This is a genomic window from Hymenobacter cyanobacteriorum, assembly GCF_022631375.1.
Classification (GTDB): Bacteria; Bacteroidota; Bacteroidia; order Cytophagales; family Hymenobacteraceae; genus Hymenobacter; species Hymenobacter cyanobacteriorum.
In genome coordinates this window covers 314734-338264 of record NZ_JALBGC010000004.1, presented here as the reverse complement: position 1 = coordinate 338264, position 23531 = coordinate 314734, and the positions used below count along the sequence as shown (strand labels likewise).

Below are 23531 nucleotides of genomic sequence, written 5' to 3'. Positions count from 1 at the left end.
GCATCTCTACCGTGCAAGTAACTCAATCGATTGGATTAGTTACGCGGTAGAGATGCTTCGGCAAGCTCAGCATGACGTTCTATAAAACTTGCTCCCCGCTCCTACTTCACCAATTCCACGCCCAGAATCTGGTCGCCGATATCGAGCTTGTGCACCACGTCCATGCCGCCCACTACCTGGGCAAAAATGGGGTAGCGGCCATCGAGGTGGGGTGTGGGCGTGTGGGTGATGAAGAACTGGCAGCTCTCGGTGTCCTTGCCGGCCGAGGCCAGGCCCACGCTGCCTTCCTCGTAGCGCAGGTCGCCGAACTCGGAGCGCAGGTTGTAGGGCGCGCTGCCGTTGCCGTCGCCGCGCGGGTCGCCGCCCTGGGCCACGAAATTGGGCACCACGCGGTGGAAATACAGGTTGTCGTAGAACTTTTGATTGAGCAACGTGACGAAGCTAGCCACCGCGCCGGGCGCTTCGTTGGGCTTCAATTCGAGCAAAATAATGCCCTTGCTGGTGCGCAGCCGCACCTGCTGGCCCAGCGGCACGCCCTGCACCACAGCCCAATCGATGGGGTGCTGCGCGGCCGTGGCCAGCGGCGAAGGCGTGGGTTTCGGCGCTTTGGTCAGCTTGTCGATGGCCACCTGCAGGCCCTGCCAGGCTTCGATTTCGGTGGGCAGCTGCAGCTTGGCCTGAGCCGCGCGCAGGGCCGCCAGGTCGGCGGGCTGGGCTTCGGGATAAAGTTTGGCATCGGCCAGGGCCTCGGCGGCGGTGCCGAGCTGGGCCACGTCGCCACTGGCCAAGCCCTGGCGCATGGCGGCGGCAAAATCGGCCTGGCGGGCCGCCGGAAAATCGGCCAACCGGCGCATGGTCAGCAACGAAGCCAGCGCGTAGCCTGCCACCACCGGCGACTGCCCCGTGGCAAACGCCTCGCCGCGCACGAAGTCGAACGCGGCCGGGTCTTCGCCCAAGGCTTCCAGCAAAAAGCCTTTCTCGTACACCGAGCCCGCCACCGGGTAGCGCTTCTGAATAGTTTCAATCAGGCTGGGCCGGGCCGCCGGGCTAGCGTGGCGCACGGCGGCGCGCAGCAAGGCCGCCCGCACCCGCACCGAGGCTTGCTTATTACCATCGGCCAGGGCGGCTAGCGACGGGCCGGCCTCGCCCCGGGCGTGGGCCAGCAGCCACTCGGCCGCCGTGAGCGCCACCGGGGTCCGGTCGCGGCGCAGGGCCTCAAAAACCGCCGCCCGGCTGGCCGGGTACGCCTCGGCGCCGAACGGCAGCGCCCGAATGGCACTCAACCGTACACGATAGTCGGAATCCTTCGTCGCCAGTCGCGCCAGCAAAGCGGCCGGGCTGGTGGCTGATGGAGAGGTAGCGGGCGGCAAAGCGGCAGCGGGGGAAGTCGGCGCAGTTGGAGCGGCTTCGGCGGTAGTTACCGGCACGGGCACCGGGGCTTTATCGGCCAGCGCGGCGATTTTGCCCAGCGTGCTGGCAGCGGCGGCGCGCACGGCGTAGCTGCGGTCTTTCTGGGCCACGCGCAGCAAGGTGGTTTCGGCCAGTCTTTTCAAGTCGGCATCGAGGCCGCGGGTGCGGGCCAGGGTCGATACCGCCGCCAGCCGGCCGCGAGCAGGCAGCTTGGGTTCGTTCAGCAGCAACACGGTGCGGCGGATGCTCTCGGGTGAGGTGTAGCCGCGCAGGGCGGCCCGACTCAGGCCCCAGGCCAGGGCGGCGGCGCGGGCCGTGTCGTTCAGGGTTTCGACACGCCAGAGTTCGGGCAGCGAGCGGCGCGTGACGGTGCGGCCCAGCGCCTCGTGCACGTAGCGGCGCACCACGTCGTCGTTTTCCTTGAGGACGCGCACGCGCAGGCTGTCTACGGCGGTGCTGTCGCCGGTTTGGCCGAGGGCGTAGGCGGCGGCGCGGCGCACGCTGGGCTCGCGGTCGCGCAGCAGGGGCAGCAGGGCGGGCACGGCGGCCGGGGCCTGCACCGAGGCCAGCGCCAGGGCAGCCTCGCGGCGGTAGATGGGGTTGCCGTTGCTGAGCCAAGGCAGCAGCGCGGCCGTGTTGCGCTCGTCCTGAGCCGTGCCGATTTGGCGCATGGTGGCGTCCTGGTACTTGTTGGCCGGGCCGCTGGCGCTGGGCTGCGGGGTGCGGGCGCAGGCCGCCAGCAACAGCAGCAGCGCCCAGCTAAAACGGGTACGAATGGGCATGGGAAAGGGCTCTAGTAATCGTTCAAAAACAAATGAGTTGTCAGTTGCTCGTTGTCCGTTGTTAGTCCGGCTCTATTTCGCAATCTGACTAACAACGGACAACAAGCAACTGACAACAAGCAACTGACAACTAAAAACGGTCCTACTCGCCGCCCCAGGCGTCGGATTGCGGGGCACTTTCCGACGGTGCTTCCTCCCGAATTTCGCGCAGCTGCTCATCCAGAAGCCCAAACAGCACTTCGTTGCCCGTTTGCTGATAGCCGGCCAGCGCGGCCTCGTAGTTGGGCAGACCAGCGAGGAAGGCGCGCAGATTATCGGCCGTGATGGCCTCGAAATGCCGCCCGAAGCCCATTTGCTGCACTTCGGCGGCGTTCAGCCACTGCTCGAACTGCGCCGGAATGGGAATGGCGCAGATGGGCTTGTGCAGGTACACGGCCTCCGAAATCAGCGAGAAGCCGCCGTTGGTAACTACGGCGCGGGCACTGGCCAAATCGGCAATGAAGCCGGCCTCCGAAAACGCGCAGAGCTGCACGTTGCCGTGGTTTTCCTGCTTGTTGAAGCCGTAGACGCGGAATTCCTGGTCGGGCATCTGTTGCAGCAGCGGCACCAGATTCTGCTGCGTGGTGGCCGACTGGTACACCAGCACGTGCCGGCCGGCGCTGGGCGCGGCGGCCAGAATCTCGGGCCGGATGATGGGCGGCACCAGCGTGGTGCGCTTCTTTTTGAGCGGCAGCGGGAAGAAGGTGCTGATGAAATAATGGCGGCTGCGCGGCAGCTTGGCCCGCACAATGCCCTTGGCTACCTGATAGTTGCCGCGCTCCTCGTCGGGAATCGCCACATCGAGCCGGGCCCGGCTGATAATCTGCATATTATCAATGCTGACTACCGGCAACCGGTGCAGCTTGGCAAACAGGTAGCTGAACGACTCGAAATCGGAAATCACCACGTCGGGGTCGAAGCCGCCGAGCAGGTCGCGGTAGCGGGCAAAATTCACGCGCAAATCTTCCGGGGCGGTGCGCAACGTGAGCACCGCCGTACGCAGCTTGCTCACGGCCAAACCATCATAGGCCAGGTGGAAGCCCCGGATTTCGAGCACGCGCTGCGGGCCGAAAGCAGCCGCCAGCATGGTGTAGGCGCGGCTGCTGCTCACCACGCGCACCTCGTGGCCCTGGGCCAATAGGTGGCCCACCACGACTTTGCTGCGGGTGGCGTGGCCCAGGCCCTCGCCGGGCACTCCATATAGAATTTTCATGGACGCAAAGATGCGCAGCGGCGGGTTGGGAGCGGTATGTTGGTGTAGTTGGGTTGAAGGAATAAAAAGTCTGTCATCCTGAGCGGAGCGAAGGACCTTATCACCGCTGGTTGAGGAATGCTCAGCCGTGATAAGGTCCTTCGCTCCGCTCAGGATGACAGACTTTTTAAACAGTGCCCGCTCCCTACTTCACCACCAGCTTTTCGGTGCGGGAGCCCTCCTGCGAATCGAGCCGCACCAGATACAGGCCGGCCCCGAGGCCCGCCAGCGGCACCGGCAGCTGCTGCGGGCCGGCGGGGTACAGCTTGTCGCGCACCAGCGTGCGCACCAGCCGCCCAGTGCCATCAAGCAGCGTAGCGGTGATGGGGCCGGGCCGTTCCTGCTGGAAGTTGAGGGCGGTGGCGCCGGTAGCCGGGTTGGGATAGAGCGCGACCTGGACGGTACCGGGCGCGGTGGACTGGCCGGGGCTGGTGCTTAGCACGATGTTTTCGTCGCCGGGGCGGTAGGGCAATAGCTCGAAATACGTGAGCAGCATCTCATCAAGGGTGCTTTCGCCCCAGGTGGTGGTGCGGGGCGGGCTGCTGGGGTTGCGCGGGTTCTGGGCGGTGTTGTCGTAGGTGGCATCGGCAATGAGGCGCGAGCCGGCCGGCACCTTCAGCATATTGGGGAAGCGGAACGTGCCCTGCCAGCGGAAGTCCCAGTCGCCGATTTTTATCATCCGAATGGTATCGCCGGTGGGCTTCACGGCGGCCACTTTCCAGCCTTTGCTGAGCAGGTGGGCGTGGGGCGACACGCTCAGCACCGTCACATCGAAGGGCACAGTGAGCTGGGCATGAAAAGATTTCACCTGATTGGCCGGAATCACGAAAGGGCCGTTGGTAAGCGTTTGGGGCGAGATGACGGGCAAGGTCTGCACGTAACGGGTGACGGGCTGCCGGGCGAAGAAAATGTTCACCACCGACGAGTCCTTCTGCGTCACGAAATTGGGGCCGTAGTGCACCTGCACCAGCAGCGAGGCGCGGCGGTAGAGCTTCTTGCCCATGCCGGCGGGGTAGAACCGATGGTTCATGCCCGGCACCCAGGCGCCGTACACACCCTCCACGGGGTCGAAGCCGAAGCCGCCGAACTTGGTGTAGCCGTAGCCGGGGTCGGCCGCGTCGAGGGCCTGGGCCTGCTGGGTGGTATCGAGGGCAATGATGCAGTGATGCACGATGCGCTTATTGCCGGGCCGGAATTCGATGGCCGCGATGTCGCGGTCGGTGGGCAGGTTCACGGGCAGCACGAAAATGCGGTACATGTCCTGCCCGTTGCCTTGGTGCGTGAAGGCGTGCGCCATCGGAATCACCAAATCGGGCGTGCCCAGCTGCGAGCCGGTCGGGTACGTGGGCACCGGCGGCGTGGCGGCGGGGTTGCCCTGCGGCGCGCCGGCATCAACCCAAGCTGCGATTTTGGCGATTTCCGCGTCGGTCAGCGTGTTTTCGTCGAGGTAGTGGCGGTAGCGCGGGTCGGGCTTCCACGGCGGCATGTAGCGCGTGCCGGTCACGTACTTAATGGTTTGGGCGTGGCTGGAAACCTCGGCGAAATTGGTGAGCGGAAACGGCGCCACCTCGCCGGTGCGGTGGCAGGGCGTGCAGTGCTGGTACACCAGCGGCGCAATGTCCTGGCTGAACGTGTACTGGGGCGTGGTCTGGGCCTGCGCCGTGAGGACCGAAACCGCCAGGGCGAAGGCCGCGGTGAGGGAAGAGAAAACGTGCTTCATATATTATTTTTCGCAGCGGAACGTCATGCAGAGCGTAGCGAAGCATCTTGCTAGCCCCCTCTAATCTCGTTTAATTAAATGCGTTGCGCGGACAAGATGCTTCGCTGCGCTCTGCATGACAGGCTTTTCCAATCTTAAAGTTACTCAATAAAACAGCCTACCGGCTCGGTGCGGGGCACGGCTACGGACCGGCCGGCCGCCACGGCCGCCAGCGCCTCGGCCAACTCGTGGTGGCGCACCACGGCGCGGTGCTGGCCCAGCCCGGCGTAGGCATCATCGAGGCGGCCCTGGTAGAGAACGGTGCGGCCATCGGCCCCCACCACCACGGCTTCGGGCGTGACGCGGGCGTGCAGCTTTTTGGTGAGCTGGTGGCCGGCATCGGCTTGCAGCGGGAAGGCCAGCTGGTAGGTTTTGGCGAAATCGGCCAGCCCGGCGGGCGTGGTTTCGCGGGCCGGAAACACGCCCACAAAGCGCACCCCCTGCGCCCCGTAGCGGGCGTGCAGCTCGCGCAGCGGGAGCGTGGCCGCCTGGCTGATGGGGCAGGTTTCGGCCAGAAACACGTAGACCGTGGCCCGCGGTGCGGGTGCCAACCAGCCGAGTAGGTGCAACACAAGTAGCAGTAGGGGCATTAGCAGCTCAAGGAAAAACCGGTTTATTTGTTGCCTCAGACCTTCCTGGGCCCGCCGCGCAGCTTTGGGCTTTTGGATGCACCAGCCATGCAAAGGTTACATCGCAGCATGGCAATATCTTAACCCCGTCGGCCTCACCGAGGTGTTTTTCAGACACCGTTTTGGCGGCCCTGGTTCCGGCTTTTTCGGCCCGGTTTTCGTTAACGGCCCACCACCACTCTTTTTTCGATGCTCATGACTTCTCCGCTGCTCCGTTCTGTGGCCCGGCCGCTCCTGGCCACGGTGGCCGCCGTTGCCGGCCTGCTGGCCGCTTCCTGCACCGCCCCGCGCGCCATTGTGGCCACCGGTAAAGTCACGCCGCAGGGCGAGTTTCGGGTGGGCTACAACCAGGGCCTGAACCTGGCCAGCGCGCCCATTGCCAAAGCCACCGGCGCCCTAAAAGAAGCCGCCAGCCAGGCCGCCAGCTCCAGCAAAGTCGACTACACCGACGCCACCACCCAACTGCAGGCCGCCGCCCTGGCTTACGTGCTCGACCCGGTGCAAACCACCGCCGACATCAACGTGCGCTACGGCATCGTGCCGCACCTTGATGCGGGCTTCAAGTACACGTTCGGCTCCTACGTGTTCGATACGCAGTACCAGTTTCTGGGCCCCGTGGGCACACCCGAAAACCCCGACCGCGGCGCCGCCACCGGCACCATGTATGGCAGCATCGGCCTGCAGTTTGCCACCCAGCGCGCCAAGCTGCCCAGCTTCGCCTTCCTGTCCGACATTAACTCGGTGCTGAACCTGCGCGCCACCCGCAACGATTTGCTCATCCCGCTCATTTTCAGCAATTCGCTGGGGCCGGAAGAAGAAATCGGAGCCATCAGCTACGGCCTGGTGTACGCCCACAGCTGGGTGAGCTACGGCTTCGCGCCCGACAAAATATACTCCGGCTCGGTGAAGGTGCCCGAACTGCCGCTGCAGCGCCGCAACTTCTCGTCGTTCGGCGGCTTCCTCAACTTGAAAATCGGCTACCGCTATTTCTACGTCATTCCGGCCGTGTCGGTGTTCTACCAGAACTACGGCGATTTTGCCCTGCTCAACAACCAGAGCACCTCGCTCAGCGGCGTCACGTTTGTGCCCTCCATTGGCGTGCAGCTGCGTATTCCCAAGTTCACGAATTAGCAAGCGGGCTGGATAGCCCGGTGTCTGGCAGTGCCGCTTCCCCTCGGGAGGCGGCACTGTTTTTTTGGGCGGAAGCGAAACGGTTACTGGCTCTCGTCGCCCGGGTCGAATCGTTTGCCGCGGATTCCACAAATGTGGGTTTCCGTCGCTTTCTTTGTTGCCCGTTTTTCAAAACTTTACGCCGCCGCGGCCGCTCACCTTTTCCGCCCCACCCATGGAAGCTCCCAACCCCGAATTCATGCGCGAAGCCATTCGCCTGTCCATCGACCAAATGAAGGCCGGCTTCGGCGGCCCGTTTGGCGCAGTGGTAGTGAAGGACGGCCAAATCATTGCCCGCGGCTTCAACCAAGTCACCACCACCCACGACCCCACCTGCCACGCCGAAGTCGACGCCATCCGCAAAGCCTGCAAGGAACTCGGCACTTTTCAGCTCGACGGCTGCGACCTCTACACCAGCTGCGAACCCTGCCCCATGTGCCTCGGGGCCATTTATTGGGCGCGCCCTCGGCGCGTATTCTACGGCAACACCAAGGCCGACGCAGCCGCTATCGGCTTCGACGACCAGTTCATTTACGAAGAGCTGGACCGGCCCATGGAAAGCCGTAAATTGCCGATGACGCAGCTACTGCGCGACGAGGCGTTGGCCGGTTTCCGCGCCTGGACGGAACTGGAAGGCAAGACCGAGTATTAATATTTAGCTGTTAGCTTATGGCTATTAGCTGTTAGCAGTTGCTGGCAGCCTGATGGAGAGCTAACCGCTATCAGCTACTAGCTAACGGCTAAAACAATGATTGAATTTCTCCTCAACGACCAGCCCATCCGCACCAGCGAGGCGCCAGCCAGCGCGCTGCTCGATTTCGTGCGCTACCACGAGCAGCTGAAGGGCACCAAAATCGGCTGCCGCGAGGGCGACTGCGGCGCCTGCACCGTGCTGGTGGGCGAGCTGGCGGCCGACGGCCAGACGGTGAACTACCAGAGCATGACCAGCTGCCTCACGCCGCTGGGCAACGCCGCGGGCAAGCACATCGTGACGGTGGAAGGCATCAACGCGGCCGGCAGCCAACTCACGCCCGTGCAACAGGCCATTGTGGATGAAGGCGGCTCGCAGTGCGGCTTCTGCACAGTGGGCTTCGTGATGTCGCTCACCGGCCACAGCCTGAGCAGCCAGCCGGCCACCGAGAAAAGCACTATTGCTGCGATTGATGGCAACATCTGCCGCTGCACGGGTTACAAATCGTTGGAGCGTGCCGCCGCCAAACTCACCGCCGAACTGGAGCAGCGCCCGGCCGAAAACGCCCTGGCCTGGCTCAGCGAGAAGCAATATGTGCCCGGCTACTTCGCCGAAATCCCGGCCCAGCTCGCCAAGCTGCGGCCCGATGAAGTGAAAGCAACTGAAGCATCTTCAGCGACCGGAGCAGCTTCGGCTACGGCCCACGCCAACGGCGGTAGCTCGGCTTCAACCTCGCCCAACGGCCACGCCCAAAACCAGAACGACCACGGCCACTCATCCAACCAGCCGTTTACGCATGCCCTGCTGGGTGGTGGCACCGATTTGCTGGTGCAGCGCCTGGAAGAATTGCGCGAACAGCCCGGCGTGCGCCTGATTTTCGACCAGCCCGGCCGGCGCGGCATCCGCCGCGAAACCACCGGCCGCGTGGTGCTGGGCGCCGCCACCACCGCCAGCCAGCTGCTCGAATCGGACCTGATGCGCGGCCTGCTACCCAACCTGCCGCAGTACCTGAAGCTGGTATCGAGCACGCCCATCCGCAACATGGGCACGGTGGCCGGCAATTTCATTAACGGCTCGCCCATCGGCGACCTTACCATCATGTTTCTGGCATTGGGCGCGTCCGTCACGCTGCTCGATGCGGCCGGCGGCACCCGCGAGCTAGCCCTGCCCGACCTCTACCGTGGCTACAAAAAGCTAGCGAAGGCCGCCGATGAGCAGGTCATCGAAATCAGTTTCCCCGCCCCGCTGGCCGGCGACTTCTTCCACTTCGAGAAAGTCTCCAAGCGCACCCACCTCGACATTGCTAGCGTTAATTCTGCCGCTTGGCTGCGGGTCGAAAACGGCCTTATCCAGGCGGCTCGCATCTCAGCGGGCGGCGTGGGGCCGGTGCCGCTGTACCTAGCGCGCACCAGCGAGTTTCTGCAGGGCCGCGAGCTGACGGCCGAAACCGTGAGCGCCGCCAACGAGGTGATGCAGTCGGAAATAAGCCCGATTTCGGATGTGCGCGGCACCAGCGACTACAAGCGACTGTTGCTTCGGCAGTTGCTGTGGGCGCACTTCCTGCAGTTTGCGCCGGCGCTGGCTGAGCATATTATGCTTTAGCCAATAAACTTATGCGGTATTTTCTGCTGATTTTTTCTATATTTTTATTTCAATTGGTTTTGGCGCAAAGCAGCCATCGTTTGAAAATTGTTTCGCATAAAAAACACACTGCGGAAGAAAAGAAATTTGTAGAGTTCTGCCTCAGCAACAAGTACGGAGATGACCTGCTTCCTGATTATGCCGGGTTAGACACTGTAAAGCATATTTCTGCCCTTATTCGAGCCAAGCCAGCTATTCATTTCGACGGCGATTGTAACGGTATCTACTACTATTTACTGAGGTCCGAATATTGGCCAACGCCAACGCTTAGCGGAACAAATGGCGCTTTTTACGAATACGAATATCTCGTTTTACTAAACGAAAAAGCTATTCCTTTCAAGGCCAACGACCCTGCCAATTCAGCCAAATTTGCAGGTATTCGCAAAGACTTGATAAAATATATAGGTGTTCAAAAAACGGACTCTATTAAACAACATTTAATACGCGGTTACGCACAGCTTTAGCAGGCTTTTCCCCATGAACCACCTCGACCCTAACCGCCACGTGCGCGGCGAATCGCAGTACCTCGACGACGTGCCTGTGCAGCAGGGCACGCTCTACGCGGCCGTGTTTGAAAGCCCGCTGGCCCACGGCGTGCTCCGCAGCCTCGATTTCAGTGCCGCGCTGACGGCGCCCGGCGTGGCCCGCGTGCTCACGGCCGCCGACATTCCCGGCATCAACCAGATTGGCGGCATTGTGGCTGATGAGCCGCTGCTGGCCGAGGGGCACGTGCATTTCCGGGGGCAGCCGGTGGCGCTGGTGCTGGCCCGCACCGAGGCGCAGGCCCACGCCGCCCTCAAACTGATTAAGGTCGAAATTGACCCGCTGCCCATCATCACCGACCCTCGCGTGGCGGCGGCGCAGGGCGAGTTCATCGTCCCGCCGCGCACCTTCAAAATCGGCGATTCGGCGGCGGCTTGGGCTGCTTGCGCGCACGTATTTGAGGGCGTGGCCGAGAACGGCGGGCAAGAGCACCTCTACATCGAAACGCAGGGCGCCTACGCCTTCCCCACCGAGATGGGCGGGGTGCGCATGATTTCCTCCACGCAAGGGCCCACGGCCGTACAGCGCCACACCGCGCACGTACTGGGCCTGGGCATGCACCAGGTCGAAGTGGACGTGACGCGCCTCGGGGGCGGTTTTGGGGGCAAGGAAGACCAGGCCACGCCCTGGGGCGCGCTGGCCGCGCTGGGGGCCTTCGTCACCAAGAAGCCCGTGAAGCTGGTGCTCGACCGCATGGCCGACATGCGCATGACCGGCAAGCGCCACCCCTACTCGTCCGATTTCAAAATCGGCTTCGATGCCGACCTGAAAATCGTGGCCTACGAAGTCACCTTCTACCAGAATGCGGGCGCGGCGGCCGACCTCTCGCCGGCCGTGATGGAGCGCACACTCTTCCACGCCACCAACGCCTATTTCGTGCCCAACGTGACGGCTACGGCCTTTTCGTGCCGGACCAACCTGCCGCCCAACACGGCCTTCCGGGGCTTCGGCGGGCCGCAGGGCATGTTCGTGATAGAGTCGGCCCTGGCCAAAGCGGCCGAGGAATTGGGCCTGCCGACCTATGAGCTGCAGCGCCGCAATTTGCTGCGCGAGGGCGACCTGTTCTCGTACCGGCAGGCGGCCGAAATGTGCCACGCCGAGCAGGCCTGGGACACGGCCGCCCGCGAGTTCGACCTGGCCGGCATGCGGGCCGAAGTTGAGCAGTTCAACCAAACCAATAAGCTGAAGAAGAAGGGCTTCGCGGTGATGCCCATCTGCTTCGGCATCTCGTTCACCAAAACGCCCATGAACCAGACGCGGGCGCTGGTGCACATCTACTCCGACGGCTCGGTGGGCATCAGCACGGGCGCGGTGGAGATGGGCCAGGGCGTGAACACGAAAATCGCGCAGGTGGCGGCCCGCACGCTGGGCATTTCGATTAATCGTATCAAAATCGAAACCACCAACACCACGCGCGTCGCCAACACCTCGCCCAGTGCCGCCAGCGCCACCGCCGACCTCAACGGCAAGGCCACCGAAATGGCCTGCGCCGCCCTGCGCAAGCGCCTGCTCGAGCACGCCAGCACCGAATACACGCTCAATTACGAAGGCCTCGAAATCCATGACGAGCAGGTGCTGGCCGCCGGCGTGCCCGCCGATACCAACTGGGAGAAGCTGGTGTCGTCGGCCTTCTGGAAGCGCGTGGCCCTCACCGAAAACGCCCACTACGCCACCCCCGACCTGCATTTCGACGCCACCGTGAACCAGGGCCACCCCTTCGCCTACCACGTGTACGGCACGGCCCTGACCAGCGTGACGGTGGACTGCCTGCGCGGCACCTACACCGTGGATGCCCTGCGCATTGCCCACGATTTCGGCCAGAGCTTCAACGAAGTCATCGACCGGGGCCAGATTGAGGGCGGCGCGGTGCAGGGCATCGGCTGGATGACCATGGAAGAAGTGGCCTACAACGCCGAGGGCCGCCTGCTCAGCAACTCGCTCAATAGCTACAAAATCCCCGACATCTACGCCGCGCCCAAGGTGCTCGACGTGCATTTCCTCGACACGCCGGGCCACCCCAAGGCCATCCTGCGCTCCAAGGCCGTGGGCGAGCCGCCGCTCATGTACGGCATCGGCACCTACTTCGCCCTGCGCGACGCGGTGCGGGCCTTCCAGGGGCATACGGCCCTCCCCTTCTCGGCCCCGATGACGCCGGAAAAGGTGCTGGTGAGCTTGTATCCGGAGTTTGTGGGGGCGAGCGAAACGGCTGCGATGGCGCGGGTTTAGGGGGGATTGTGAGTATAATGGAATATATGGCGACGGTACATAAAGCCCATTTTATCACACAGTTAGCTCATACTACCTAACGTAGAAGCCATTCTCAAATAACCAAACTTTCCTAAATTCATTAGCAAATTGTTCGTAAGTTTGAACGATTACACAAGAAAGTTATGGTTGAGCAGACACGCTTATCGGCAACACTAAACGCAAATTAGTCAAGATGAGCAATATGGAAAACACATTGCAATACGGGCTTTCACAGCTCGACATGGTCAATGATGGCAATGGTGTAACGGGCCTCGTTCCTGTTAATTCAATATTTAAAAATGAATCAACAGGTATTTCCCCAGAAGAATTTCTTGCCCTTGAAGACGCTTTTAAATATGAAGCTGATTATATATATTTTAGAAGATTCGAAAATCGGCCTTCTGTTGCACAAGTATATATTTATGATTTTACAAACGATATTGAAGCGGATGAAGAAAGACTAATAGAGTTACATAAAAGGCTCTATAACTCCGGCTCCGTGCCGATGTTTTTTGTTTTTACAAAATCTAAAGTCACCATTTTTAACTGCTTCGAAAAACCTGCTGACGGAAATAAATTAAAATACAAGCCATTAAAAACTATTGAGTTAGCATCCAAAGCTTCGCGCGCTTTATCAGAACTGGCAATTGAAGAGTTACAAAGTTTTTCTGGAAAATCATTCGATAATGGTTCATTCTGGGAGAATTCTAAGTTTAGCAACAGCTTCAATGCTAACAATAGTGCGTATGAAAAATTATTGTCTGAACTTAAACTAGCATTAAGAGACATAGTAAAAGAGAGGATACTACCTGAAAATATTGCAAAAAAACTTATTGTAGTATCAATACTGATAAAATATCTCGAAGACCGCACCGATAAAAACGGTGATTCAGTTTTCCCAAAGGATTTTTTTGCACAATTTATGATTGGGGCTGAAAAATTCACAGATGTTTTACATGATTCAATTGCAACCCTAGACTTATTAGATGCATTAGCTCGCCATTTTAATGGAGGAGTTTTTGAAATCAGTGATGAGGAAAGAATTATTATTTCAGAAACTGATATAAGTCGATTTGCACAGTTTTTGGAAGGCAAATTAGACGGTGTTCAATTTGTTTTTTGGAAGCTTTACTCATTCAACGACTTACCGGTAGAACTGATTAGTAATATTTATGAGGAATTTCTAGGAAAACAACCTGGGGTAGTTTACACACCACCATACCTCGTAAACTTCCTATTAGATGAAGCAATGCCTTTGTCTAATGACAATACTGACTTCAAAATATTGGACCCCGCTTGTGGGTCAGGTGTATTTCTAGTGGGGGCTTACAGAAGATTGATTCAACGCTGGAGAAAAAAGAATCAATGGAAATTGCCCAGCTTGGCAGTTCTGAAAAAAATTCTGATAGACAATATCTATGGAATTGACAAAGATTCCGATGCCACTAATCTCACTGTATTCAGCTTGAGTTTGGCTCTATGCGATGAACTAACACCAATACAAATATGGAAAGAATTGCGCTTCGATGACCTTCGAAAAAACAATATCTTGTCCGAAGATTTTTTTGATGTTGTACTAGGGCGTACCTCTTTTAATGAAAATGATTTTGATTTAATAATTGGAAACCCGCCTTTTGAATCGGTGCTTAGTGCTCCAGCTAGTGTAATTGAAAGAAATGTCCACCGCAAGAGGGTTATTGCTAATTTACTAAAAGATGGTTCAAAAAAAGATGGCACTAGGATTCCATTGCCAGACAACCAAATTGCATTACTGTTTTTGGAACAGTGCATCCCACTTTGCAAGAGTGGTGGCTTAGTCTGTCTTGTGCAACCTTCTGGCCCCTTACTTTATAACAAATCATCTGCTGAATTCAGAAGGCATTTGCTTCTAAATTATTTTGTTCCTCAAATAGTTGATTTCACTCACATAAATCGGATTCTTTTCGGAGAGAGGGGTGATGTTGCCACTGCTGCCATATTTGTTAAAAATGAAGCAGCTAAGGAGAAGGGTTTGCTGCACATCACTGTTCGCAGGTCTAAGATTCACAAGGAGAAGCTTTATTTTGAACTTGATAATTACGATTTTCATTTCGTACCACGCAGTTTAGCGCTTAATGACCCTTACATATGGAAAGCTAATTTCCTAGGAGGAAGCAGGTACCATCAATTGATATCAAAGCTATCGAATCACAGAACAATAGGAGAATACATAAGTGAGAAAGAAGAATTTAGTGGTTGGGCCATGAGTGAAGGCTACACCCTTGCTACTAAAACTGACAAACAGAAGCTTCTAGGACTTCAAGCTAGTGGAGACGCAATAAAAGCCGATGATTTTGAACAAAAGATATCGGCACAATTTCTAACTGACAAGGACCATATTCCTGTAAAGGCATTTACGATAAAGGGAATTGATAGAAACAAAATCTCTTTACTAAGAGACAACTATTTCCATAGTAAAGGAAAGGAATTAGTATACAATAAACCCCATATTCTTATCAAGGAAATAATAACCAATGGGGAATTGCCTACCATTCTTCTAAACGAAGATTTAGTGTTTCAAAGAAGGATAGTTGGCATCCACGCTCCCGATGAGCAATACGCAGATTTACATAAACTTGCTAATCACATCAGCAATAACAAACTGTGTGGATTTTATATCGCTGGAACAAGTGGCCAGTACCTGATTAATAAATCATCTGCGATTTACAAGCAAGACATCGATAACATACCTTACCCTGAAGACTTATCTCTTCTGGAAATAAATCCATCGGAGCAGATACTTATCGATGATTTCAACGACTACTTGCTTGAGTTCAGAAGAAAAGGAGAAAATTCGAAGGCGGCCAAAAAAGATGCTTCTCAAACCATTCTAACCAAATTTGGCCAAGTGTACTGCAACGCCTTAAATACTGTTTACAAGTCTATCAAGGCGCACAAACCATTTGAAACGAACACATTTATTTGTTTCCCATTCTATTTTGGAGAAAAACCAAACATAGAATTCCCTGATAGCCAGCATATAGAGCATCATATAGCGCAACTTGTAGAAAAGGACTATGGCACAAGCCTTAGACTGATACGAATGGTGCGTTTGTATGAACAAAACATTATTTATATTATCAAGCCAAAAAAGACAAGGTATTGGTTGCGCTCAATCGCTCTGCGTGATTCTGATGAAACATTTTCGGACTTAAGAAAACAAGGTTACTAATGTTAGCAGACAATACAGCAGCCTCAGGAAGTGGCAAATTCGTCGCGGATATAAAACCTGATAGTTCGATAAAATCTGTTGTTACTTTGATTGAAAACAGCCTCTACGAGTTTTCAATCAAAGTAACAGGGCATTTAACGGAAAATGAGAAAGCACTAACTAGCAAGCTTTGTATATTTCTGAATAACAAAGTAGACAGTCACCCATTTCGTTTCCACCATGAATTCCCAGAGGATTATTCATCTGGCACAAGTGCTCAAGTTGATATCGGAACTATCTCACGCTTCGACCAACTAATAGTTGAAGACAGAATTTATGGAGAATTTGACTCATTCTTTTCAATTGAAGCAAAGCGGCTACCTACTCCAGGTAATAAACGGGAAAAAGAATATGTGATTGGGCATGGCAAATCATGCGGAGGTATTGAACGTTTTAAAAAAGGAATTCACGGCAGCAGACTTAAACACGCTGCAATTGTTGGTTATATTCAGGAGCATGATACTGTATATTGGCACTCACAAATAAACAATTGGATTGACGAATTAATTATTGTAGATAGTAAATTATGGAAGCTTGCTGATAAGCTAATAGTTCGCAAAAGCATTAATCACTCGAAAATAGTTAAATTAGTTTCTAAGAACCTTCGATTGATAAAGAATAAATCTGACATAATTAAATTAACTCACTTTTGGATAAATATTACTTAAGAGACAGAATCATTATTAAATTCAATAAAAAGAGGCTGAAGCTCCCGTAGCTTCAGCCTCTTTTTGTTTCTGCCGCAGCGCAGGGCTTTGGGGAAGGAGTTGGGCCGGCGCGGGCTTCCCAACCCCACCCGCCATTTTCTTTCGCCGCCCCTATGACGCCGGAAAGGATTTTCGTAATTTTGCACCCCGATTTTTACGGCCCTATCCGTTCCGTGCAACTTACTCGCCCTATTCCCCTCGGTACCCACGTCCAGGGCTTCCTGATTTACGCCGCCGGCGACACGGCCGCCGCGCTGTTGCTGCAGCAGTTTAGCTGGCTGCGGCTGCTGGGCATGGCCTTGGTGGGCGGCCTGCTCTACTCCACGGAGGTGCCGGCCTACTTCCGCTGGCTCGACGCCCGGGTGCCCACCCGCCCCGACGGCAGCCAACTGCGCAAAACCGGCCGCGCGGCCCTCACCCTGCTCTACTTCAACCCGCTCTGGATTGCCCGGCATTACGTGTTTCTGGGCGTGTTCGGAGGCGCCGCCGAAACGCTGTCGCTGGCGCTGCTGCCCGTCGCCGGCCGCTCCTTCCTGCTGAACGCCCCGGTTTCGCTGGCGGCCAACTACTACATTCAGAACCGCGTGGCTATCGGCCGACGCTTCATGGCCAGCGCCGTGTTCTCGGGAGTCATGGCCGTGTCGTACGCCCTCAGCGCCGCCTGGCTGTAGGGTGGCGGGGCCGCTTGCTGCTTCGCTTACTGGCGATTCATAAACCAACAAAAAAGACCCAGTGCTGAATGCAGTGGGTCTTTTTTGTTAGAACTCGTTAGGCTCCCCGCTTTTTTGGAAAGGAGCCGCCCCAAAGTGTTCCCGTAAGGTTTCGCGGGACCGCGCTACTTCGCAGCCTTCGCGCGCCGCCCTTCCAGGATGCGGAAGAACGAGCGGGTCTGCACCTCTTCCAGCGTCAAACCCGTCGCCAGAATCTCATCTTCCGAAATCGCGCCGCAGTTCAGGGCTTTGAGGAAGAAGTTGAGCAGGCCCTGGCCGGTGGCGGCGTCGTCGAAGATGTCGCCGGTGAGGGTGGAGATGGCGGCGCGTTCCACGAAGGTTTTCAGGCGGAAAACCGCGTCGTCGTAGCTGCTGAGGAAGAAGTTGTAGGTGGCCGCGTAGCGCATGGGCAGCTGCGCGGGGTTCAAATCCCAGCCCTGGTAGAAGCCGTTGATGAGCGAGTGCGTGCTGTGGTGGTACGCTTGCCGCCACGCATTATGCACCGACTCGCGGTTTTCGCGCAGCTGGGCAAACGTCAGGTTGTCGCCGCGGTGCGGGCCGATGGGCATCACGTTGGTGGCGCCATCGGAGAGGAAGATGCCGGTGCCGCCCAGCGCTACTTTGGTCATGTGGTGGGCGAAGTCGCACACCGGATGCGCCATCGTCTGATACTTGGCCGTGATGCCGCAGCTGGCCGTGTAGTCGTAGGTTCCGAAGTGGGCCGCCACGCAGCGCCCCTCGCTGGCCCGGATGATGCGCATGAGCGGGTTGCGCCCCTCTTCATCCATGATGATTTGGGTGGCCTCCACCATCGTCTCCATTTTGAGGGTGCCGGGGGCCAGACCGTTGGCCTTTTCCAGCAACTCAAACAGGCGCACCATCGTCGTCATCTGTTCCGGAATGGTCACTTTGGGCAGCATTACCACGAAATTGTCGGGCAATTTGCCGCCGGTTTCAGCCAGCAGCGTAGTCAGGAAAATGTCGAGCGTGCGCACGCCACGCTGCTTGAGGTCTTCGGTGAAGGGCTTGATGCGGATGCCGATAAACGGCGACAGCGTGCCCTGCTGCATGCCCTTGGCCACTTCCTTGGCGGCACGCACGGCGGTTTCGTCCTCCTCCGCATCGGGCCGGTTGCCAAAGCCGTCTTCAAAATCGACGCGGAAGTCTTCCACGGCCTCGCGCTTCAGCTTCGCCACAATCTTGTTGTACACCGAATAAGCTAGCCAGGCGGGCTCCTGCTTGCGGTCCTCCGGGCTCATAGCATCGAGCTTGGCCGTTAGGGCGGCCACGTCGGCTTCGAGGTGCGGCAGGTGCTCGTGGTTTTTGAACTGCAGCGCGCGGGCCAGCTCCACGAAGTTGGGCGCGTAGGTGAGCAGGTTGTTAAGGGCGATTTCGCCCATCTTCACGCAGGTGTCGGCCTTGAAGAGGTTGGCACCGCCGTACACGGTGTGCACGGGCTGGCGGTCGGGCCGGTCGCCGGGGTAGGTTTTCTGGAATTTGATATTGGCTTCGCCGAGCTGGTCGAGCAGAACGGCTTTGTCGGAATCTTGTAAGCTGAGTTTCATGGTGGGAATTGATGTTGCGATGTAGAGACGCGACACTTCGCGTCTCGGCGTTGCTGATGTTGTTATTGCTGGTTGTGGTAGCGTCGTTCAACGAGGAGACGCGATGTGTCGCGTCTATACAATCGTTCTGGCCACCAAAATCACGACCCGCGATAAGTGGAATACCCGAACGGATTCAGCAGCAGCGGCACGTGGTAGTGCGCGTTTTCGGCCACGTTGAATACAATTTCCACGAAGGGATAAAAATTGGCCGTGCCGTCCTGCGCGAAATATTCCTGGGTGTAGAATTTCATTTTATACACGCCCAATTCCACCTGTTTTTCTTTCGGCAATAAGTCGGGAATGCGGCCGTCGGCGTTGGTTTTGCCGCGGGCGATTTCCTGCCATTCCTCCCCTACTTGTTGCAGTAGCGCGATGCTGACATTGGCCGCCGGCTTGCCCTTGGTCGTATCGAGAATATGGGTAGTTATCTGGCTCATGCGGCGAGGAGTTTTTCGAGGCGGAGGCGGGTGATTTTGTTCTGCTCGGCGGCGGCGATGAGGATTTCGTCGGCGGGGTCGTTGGTGAGGCGGGCTTGCAGCAGAGCCAGCATTTCGTCGGCCGTTTTGCCGGTGGCGCACACAATGAAGATGTAGCCGAACTTGCGCTCGTAGTCCTCATTGCCAGTTGCCAACGCCTCCAGCGTTTCCTGTGAAGCCTGTTTCACGGCGGCCTGCTCGCCCTCGGCCCAGGTGCTGGTGCTGGCGAATTTGGCACGCAGGGCTTCCACATCGCCGCCAATTTTGGGGTGGTGGGTGAAGGCTTCGCGCCAGTCGGCTTCGTCCAGCTTATTCCACGCGGTGTTGGCCTCGTCCATCAGCGTTTCGGCGTCAGACACGGGGAAGGCGGCGAGCATATTTTCTACCCAAGCGGTCGAGCCACAGCACTTTTGCAGGGCTTCGGCGAGGGCGGGTTTGGGGAGATGGTTGAGTTTTTCGACGGTCATTATTAATTCTCTTTTTCGCGCAGTTCCGGATGAGCAATATTGCGGGACATGAATTCAATCGTGCCTTTGCGTCGCCGGACTTTTTCAGCGAAAGCAGCACCTGCACCGCAGCCGATTAGCACAGCGATTATTGCCGCACTCAAGCCCCAGACATTGCGCGTATTCAGCCATATAATTACCCCGAGAAATGCGCCAATAATTGCCGGGGATATAAATATCTGGAACCACGCCAGCGACGAAAGTAACCATTCGATGATTTTCATCTGGGCAATTAATTACTTACTGCGGTAGAGATGCTTCGACTGCGCTCAGCATGACTTTCTATTTTGAACTGACGTGCTACTTCACCGTCGGAAACCGGTTCATATTTTTGTAGTAGATATAAACCGACGGCTCCTGGCCCATGGCCGTGGCCCACTGCTGGCAATACGGGGCCATCCAGATGGAATCGCCTTTTTTCACCGGGTACCAGCACTGGTCGAGCATGTAGATGGCCTGGCCTTCGAGGTACATCAGGCCGTGCTCCATGATGTGGGTTTCCACCATCGGCAGATTGCCGCCGAGGCCGTAGGTGAAGATGTTCACGGCCATGTCGAAGCCCGGCTCGTTCGGTAGCAACTCCTGGATGCGCAGGGCCTCATCGTTCATGTACACGGGCGCTTTGCTGTAGTCGCGCTCGCCCCAGAAGATGCCCGGCGTGGCGTGGCCTGACAGCGGTTCGTACACTTTATGGAAGGTCAAAAGCTGCGTACCGGCGCTGGGCTGACTGAATTCGTAGCTCTGGCCCACCGGCACATACACGTATTCGCCCACTTTCAGCGCCCGGGTTTCGCCGCCCACGGTGGCCGTGCAGCCGCCCTGCACCACGTAGAAGAAAATCTGCGACGCCTCGGTTTCGCCCTTGATGTTACCGACCTCGGTGAGGGTGATGAGCGTCTGGCACAGGTTCGCTCCCATCTGCTCGTTGATGATGACGTTGGTGGTGCAGCCGGTCCAGCCGGGCACGTTGCTGTTGATGTAGCCGTCGGGGGCGATGATGGCGTGGTTGCGCTTCACAACCGAGCGCGTCAGGGCGGACATTTCCATGTTCTGGGTGGGATAAATCGGGAGAAACAAACCGTCATGCTGAGCTTGTCGAAGCATCTCTGCCCAAGAAGTAACTAATTACTCTCGCGGTAGAGATGCTTCGACAAGCTCAGCATGACGGTCTCGAATGGGCTTACCAGCGCAAAAAAACCGGCAAAGCGGGCGGCAATTTAGGACATCCGCACCTTTCTTGCGTCACTGCAAAAAAATTAGCCGCGCAGGCCCGCCGTTGCTTCGGCCTGCTGCCGGGCCACGTCCACGGCCAGCCGCGCCAGAAACCGGTCGGCGACTTCAATGGCGGCGGCCAAATCGGCGATTTCCACGTTTTCCAGCGGGTTGTGGCTGATGCCTTTGTAGCAGCGAATGAACATCATCGTGACCGGGGCCACGGCCGAAATTGGCACCGCATCGTGGCCCGCGCCGCTCACCAGCGCCACCACTTCGTGGCCGGCATCGGCGATGGCTTCGGCCAGGGTTTCGTTCAGGCCGGCGTCGCAGGCGGCGGGAGCGGTTTCCTGCACCAGGTTCCAGCCCAGGGCCACGTTGCGCTGGGCGGCCAGGGCTTCGGTGTATTCTTTCAGGGCCGCGTAGGCATCGGCGAGTTGGCCGGCATCGGGGCTGCGCAGGTCGAGGCTGCACACCACTTCGCCGGGGATGACGTTGCTGGCGGCGTGGCTCAGCGCGAGCTTGCCCACAGTGGCCACCAGCCCGCGGCCGTGCGTGAGAGCAAACTGCTCGGCGATGAGGATGAACTCGGCGGCGGCGCAGAGGGCGTCCTGGCGCATGTCCATCGGCACGGTGCCGGCGTGGCCAGCCATGCCGGTGAAGGTGAGCTCGACGCGCATCTGGCCGGCAATGGCCGTGACGAGGGCCACCGGCAGCTGCCGCTCCCAGAGTACCGGGCCCTGCTCGATGTGCATCTCGAAATAGCCCAGCCAGTCGTCGGCCGGAATCGCATCGTCGGCGATGCGGGCGGCGTCCGCTTCCATCATTTCCAGGGCGCGGGCCAGGGTGATGCCGCCGGCGTCGGCGCGGGTCAGCCAGCCGTGGTCGAAGGAGCCGGCCACCACTTTGCTGCCCAGATACGTGGTGTGGAAACGCACACCTTCCTCGTCGCTGAAGGCAATAAGCTCGACGTGGAAGGGCAGCGCGGCCTGGCGCTCGCGCAGGGTTTCGAGCAAATCGAGGCCCATGAGCACGCCCAGCGGGCCGTCGAACTTGCCGGCATTCACCACGGTGTCGATGTGCGAGGCCAGCACGAAAGTTTTGGCCCGCGGGTTGGCACTCACGAGGCGCGCGCGCAGGTTGCCGATGCCATCGAGGCGGGTGGCCAGGCCGGCGGCTTCGCACCAGCTTTGCACCAGGGCGCGGCCCTGCAAAAACGCGGGCGTGCCGAAGGTGCGCGTCACGCCGTCGGCGTCTTCGCTGATGGCGGCCAGTTCGTGGATGCGCGCCATGATGCGCGCGGCGCGGGAAGAATAATCGGGCTGCATGCGGTTAGCGGGTTAGGAACGTACCGTGGTCGAGCTGAAGGAAATCGGGGTGGCGGAAAACCAGCTCACCGGCCAAGAAAGTTAATTCTACCACGCCCGTCAATTCCTGCCAAAGGTAAGGCGACACTTTGTGTTTGTGCTGAATCATTTCCTCGCGCACCACGAAGGTTTTTTCGTCATCGAACACGATTAAATCGGCATCGAATCCGGGCGCAATCTGCCCTTTTTTGCCGGTTTGCCCAGCCAGCTTCGCGGGGTTCTGGCTCAGCCAACGGGCAATGTCTTTAAGGTCGGCGCCGCGCTGGCGGGCGGCCGTCCAGAGCACCGGAAGAGCCAGCTGCAGCGACGCAATGCCGCCCCAGGCCGTGGTGAAATCGCCGCTTTCGAGCTGCTTGAGGTCGGGCGGCGCGGGCGAGTGGTCGGTGGCTACGAAGTCGATGATGCCGGTTTGCAGCGCGGCCCACAGCTGGTCGTTGTTTTCCTTCTCGCGGATGGGCGGCGCGCACTTGAACTGCGTCTGGCCATCGGCAATGTCCTCGGCGTTGAAGTAGAGGTAGTGCTGGCCGGTTTCCACCGTTAGCGGCAGACCCTTTGCTTTCGCCGCCGCAATGGGCGCGATGGAATCGGCCGACGACAAATGCACGATGTGGACCCAGCAGTCCAACTCTTCGCACAGGCGAATCATCATGGCAATGGCGTCGTCCTCCCACTTTTTGGGACGCGAGGCCAGGTAGTTCGGGTATGAGCGGTGGTGGTTCTGCTTCCAGTCGTTGTTGTCTTCCGATAGTTCGCAGTGCACCAGCAGCGGCAACTGGTACCGGGCCAGTATCGGCATCACGCGCCGCAAATCATCCTCCGTAGCGTTCGGGAAATCATCAATGCCCGAGTGCGTGAGAAAGGCTTTGAAGCCGAGCACGCCGGCCGCAATCAGCGGCTCAATCTCGGCCGCATTGCCTGGCACCACGCCGCCCCAGAACCCCACGTTGCAATGCAGCTGGCCCTTGGTAGCGGCTTTTTTCAGCTCCAGGTTGGCCACTGAAGTCGTGACCGGCGCGGAGTTCAGCGGCATATCCACCAGCGAAGTGAGGCCGCCCATCAGGGCCGCTTTAGTGGCCGTGTTGAAGCCTTCCCAGTCGGTGCGGCCGGGCTCGTTGATGTGCACGTGCGGGTCAATCACGCCGGGCAGAATGGCGCGGTGGCCCACGTCGGTCACTTCCGCGCTGGCCGCGACTTCGGCCTCATAAGGCAGCAGGGCGCTGATGCGGCCGTTTTCGATGAGAATGGTGGCGGCGCGCTCGCCCTCGGGCGTGACCACGCGCTGGCTGCGCAAAGCAAGAGTTGACATGATAGCAGAATTTGGCGCTAAATTGGGGGCTTTTTCCCGGTTTAATTAATTGGCGGGGACGGAAGAACGGTAACGTTCCGATGAAAGGCCGTCATGCAGAGCGCAGCGAAGCATCTTTACCGCGCAATGCAATCCAATCGCAGGTAAGAAAAGATTAGTGGTGGCGGTAAAGATGCTTCGCTGCGCTCTGCATGACGTTCTGAATAATTTGTTCCCTGCCTCTACCC

At 58.2% G+C, this 23531-nt stretch carries 19 protein-coding genes; 8 read left to right on the top strand and 11 right to left on the bottom strand.

Annotated elements, in window-relative coordinates:
* Positions 1 to 101 precede the first annotated feature (101 nt).
* From MON38_RS15735 to MON38_RS15720, 4 genes are all read right to left on the bottom strand, one after another.
* Positions 102 to 2192, bottom strand: a complete 2091-nt coding sequence (locus tag MON38_RS15735; RefSeq protein ID WP_241937102.1) for a peptidylprolyl isomerase — start codon at positions 2190 to 2192, stop codon at positions 102 to 104.
* Between the two features lie 142 nt (positions 2193 to 2334).
* Complete coding sequence (locus MON38_RS15730) at positions 2335 to 3444, bottom strand: glycosyltransferase family protein (RefSeq protein WP_241937101.1); 1110 nt, start codon at positions 3442 to 3444, stop codon at positions 2335 to 2337.
* A gap of 184 nt (positions 3445 to 3628) precedes the next feature.
* Positions 3629 to 5203: a T9SS type A sorting domain-containing protein gene (locus tag MON38_RS15725; protein ID WP_241937100.1), complete on the bottom strand. Its 1575-nt coding sequence runs from the start codon at positions 5201 to 5203 to the stop codon at positions 3629 to 3631.
* Between the two features lie 140 nt (positions 5204 to 5343).
* Positions 5344 to 5814, bottom strand: a complete 471-nt coding sequence (locus MON38_RS15720) for a redoxin domain-containing protein (RefSeq protein ID WP_241937099.1) — start codon at positions 5812 to 5814, stop codon at positions 5344 to 5346.
* A 252-nt stretch (positions 5815 to 6066) separates the two neighbouring features.
* Between MON38_RS15720 and MON38_RS15715 the strand changes: the two genes are divergently transcribed.
* The 8 genes from MON38_RS15715 (at position 6067) to MON38_RS15680 (ending at position 16791) form a co-directional block, all read left to right on the top strand.
* Positions 6067 to 7002, top strand: a complete 936-nt coding sequence (locus MON38_RS15715; protein WP_241937098.1) for a hypothetical protein — start codon at positions 6067 to 6069, stop codon at positions 7000 to 7002.
* Between the two features lie 214 nt (positions 7003 to 7216).
* Positions 7217 to 7693: a nucleoside deaminase gene (locus MON38_RS15710; protein WP_241937097.1), complete on the top strand. Its 477-nt coding sequence runs from the start codon at positions 7217 to 7219 to the stop codon at positions 7691 to 7693.
* A gap of 96 nt (positions 7694 to 7789) precedes the next feature.
* Positions 7790 to 9334 carry an FAD binding domain-containing protein gene (locus tag MON38_RS15705; protein WP_241937096.1) on the top strand — a complete coding sequence of 515 codons (1545 nt, stop codon included), beginning with the start codon at positions 7790 to 7792 and terminating at the stop codon, positions 9332 to 9334.
* Between the two features lie 11 nt (positions 9335 to 9345).
* Positions 9346 to 9837 carry a hypothetical protein gene (locus tag MON38_RS15700; RefSeq protein WP_241937095.1) on the top strand — a complete coding sequence of 164 codons (492 nt, stop codon included), beginning with the start codon at positions 9346 to 9348 and terminating at the stop codon, positions 9835 to 9837.
* 13 nt (positions 9838 to 9850) lie between these two features.
* Entirely contained in the window at positions 9851 to 12142 is a 2292-nt protein-coding gene (locus MON38_RS15695) for a xanthine dehydrogenase molybdopterin binding subunit (RefSeq protein WP_241937094.1), read from the top strand.
* Between the two features lie 223 nt (positions 12143 to 12365).
* Positions 12366 to 15374 (top strand): HsdM family class I SAM-dependent methyltransferase, encoded by a 3009-nt coding sequence (locus tag MON38_RS15690; RefSeq protein WP_241937093.1) that lies wholly within the window; start codon positions 12366 to 12368, stop codon positions 15372 to 15374.
* Positions 15374 to 16081: a hypothetical protein gene (locus tag MON38_RS15685; RefSeq protein ID WP_241937092.1), complete on the top strand. Its 708-nt coding sequence runs from the start codon at positions 15374 to 15376 to the stop codon at positions 16079 to 16081. Before MON38_RS15690 ends, MON38_RS15685 begins: the two co-directional genes overlap by 1 nt.
* A gap of 212 nt (positions 16082 to 16293) precedes the next feature.
* Positions 16294 to 16791, top strand: a complete 498-nt coding sequence (locus MON38_RS15680; protein ID WP_241937091.1) for a hypothetical protein — start codon at positions 16294 to 16296, stop codon at positions 16789 to 16791.
* Between the two features lie 164 nt (positions 16792 to 16955).
* Here the strand turns inward: MON38_RS15680 and MON38_RS15675 are convergent, their stop codons facing one another.
* From MON38_RS15675 to allB, 7 genes are all read right to left on the bottom strand, one after another.
* The gene (locus tag MON38_RS15675) at positions 16956 to 18395 is read right to left on the bottom strand and encodes a DUF6986 family protein (RefSeq protein WP_241937090.1); all 1440 of its coding nucleotides are present in this window, start codon (positions 18393 to 18395) and stop codon (positions 16956 to 16958) included.
* Positions 18396 to 18535: 140 nt separating this feature from the next.
* Positions 18536 to 18874, bottom strand: a complete 339-nt coding sequence (uraH, locus tag MON38_RS15670; protein ID WP_241937089.1) for a hydroxyisourate hydrolase — start codon at positions 18872 to 18874, stop codon at positions 18536 to 18538.
* Positions 18871 to 19380, bottom strand: a complete 510-nt coding sequence (uraD, locus tag MON38_RS15665; protein WP_241937088.1) for a 2-oxo-4-hydroxy-4-carboxy-5-ureidoimidazoline decarboxylase — start codon at positions 19378 to 19380, stop codon at positions 18871 to 18873. The genes uraH and uraD overlap by 4 nt, the downstream gene beginning before the upstream one ends.
* Before the next feature lie 2 nt (positions 19381 to 19382).
* Positions 19383 to 19643, bottom strand: coding sequence for a hypothetical protein (locus MON38_RS15660; protein ID WP_241937087.1), 261 nt, complete (start codon positions 19641 to 19643; stop codon positions 19383 to 19385).
* A gap of 76 nt (positions 19644 to 19719) precedes the next feature.
* On the bottom strand, positions 19720 to 20466 hold the full coding sequence (gene allE / locus MON38_RS15655; protein ID WP_241937086.1) for a (S)-ureidoglycine aminohydrolase: 747 nt from the start codon (positions 20464 to 20466) through the stop codon (positions 19720 to 19722).
* Positions 20467 to 20675: 209 nt separating this feature from the next.
* The gene (locus MON38_RS15650) at positions 20676 to 21959 is read right to left on the bottom strand and encodes a Zn-dependent hydrolase (protein ID WP_241937085.1); all 1284 of its coding nucleotides are present in this window, start codon (positions 21957 to 21959) and stop codon (positions 20676 to 20678) included.
* Between the two features lie 4 nt (positions 21960 to 21963).
* Positions 21964 to 23304, bottom strand: coding sequence for an allantoinase AllB (allB, locus tag MON38_RS15645; protein ID WP_241937084.1), 1341 nt, complete (start codon positions 23302 to 23304; stop codon positions 21964 to 21966).
* Positions 23305 to 23531 lie beyond the last annotated feature (227 nt).

Bases quoted from the DNA above. Each gene is read 5' to 3' on its own strand.
- MON38_RS15730 (WP_241937101.1), bottom strand. From the start codon at position 3,444: ATGAAAATTCTATATGGAGTGCCCGGCGAGGGCCTGGGCCACGCCACC.
- MON38_RS15700 (WP_241937095.1), top strand. From the start codon at position 9,346: ATGCGGTATTTTCTGCTGATTTTTTCTATATTTTTATTTCAATTGGTT.
- uraH (WP_241937089.1), bottom strand. From the start codon at position 18,874: ATGAGCCAGATAACTACCCATATTCTCGATACGACCAAGGGCAAGCCG.
- allE (WP_241937086.1), bottom strand. From the start codon at position 20,466: ATGGAAATGTCCGCCCTGACGCGCTCGGTTGTGAAGCGCAACCACGCC.
- MON38_RS15710 (WP_241937097.1), top strand. From the start codon at position 7,217: ATGGAAGCTCCCAACCCCGAATTCATGCGCGAAGCCATTCGCCTGTCC.
- MON38_RS15690 (WP_241937093.1), top strand. From the start codon at position 12,366: ATGGAAAACACATTGCAATACGGGCTTTCACAGCTCGACATGGTCAAT.
- MON38_RS15660 (WP_241937087.1), bottom strand. From the start codon at position 19,643: ATGAAAATCATCGAATGGTTACTTTCGTCGCTGGCGTGGTTCCAGATA.
- MON38_RS15650 (WP_241937085.1), bottom strand. From the start codon at position 21,959: ATGCAGCCCGATTATTCTTCCCGCGCCGCGCGCATCATGGCGCGCATC.
- MON38_RS15725 (WP_241937100.1), bottom strand. From the start codon at position 5,203: ATGAAGCACGTTTTCTCTTCCCTCACCGCGGCCTTCGCCCTGGCGGTT.
- allB (WP_241937084.1), bottom strand. From the start codon at position 23,304: ATGTCAACTCTTGCTTTGCGCAGCCAGCGCGTGGTCACGCCCGAGGGC.
- MON38_RS15705 (WP_241937096.1), top strand. From the start codon at position 7,790: ATGATTGAATTTCTCCTCAACGACCAGCCCATCCGCACCAGCGAGGCG.
- MON38_RS15685 (WP_241937092.1), top strand. From the start codon at position 15,374: ATGTTAGCAGACAATACAGCAGCCTCAGGAAGTGGCAAATTCGTCGCG.
- MON38_RS15675 (WP_241937090.1), bottom strand. From the start codon at position 18,395: ATGAAACTCAGCTTACAAGATTCCGACAAAGCCGTTCTGCTCGACCAG.
- MON38_RS15735 (WP_241937102.1), bottom strand. From the start codon at position 2,192: ATGCCCATTCGTACCCGTTTTAGCTGGGCGCTGCTGCTGTTGCTGGCG.
- MON38_RS15695 (WP_241937094.1), top strand. From the start codon at position 9,851: ATGAACCACCTCGACCCTAACCGCCACGTGCGCGGCGAATCGCAGTAC.
- uraD (WP_241937088.1), bottom strand. From the start codon at position 19,380: ATGACCGTCGAAAAACTCAACCATCTCCCCAAACCCGCCCTCGCCGAA.
- MON38_RS15715 (WP_241937098.1), top strand. From the start codon at position 6,067: ATGACTTCTCCGCTGCTCCGTTCTGTGGCCCGGCCGCTCCTGGCCACG.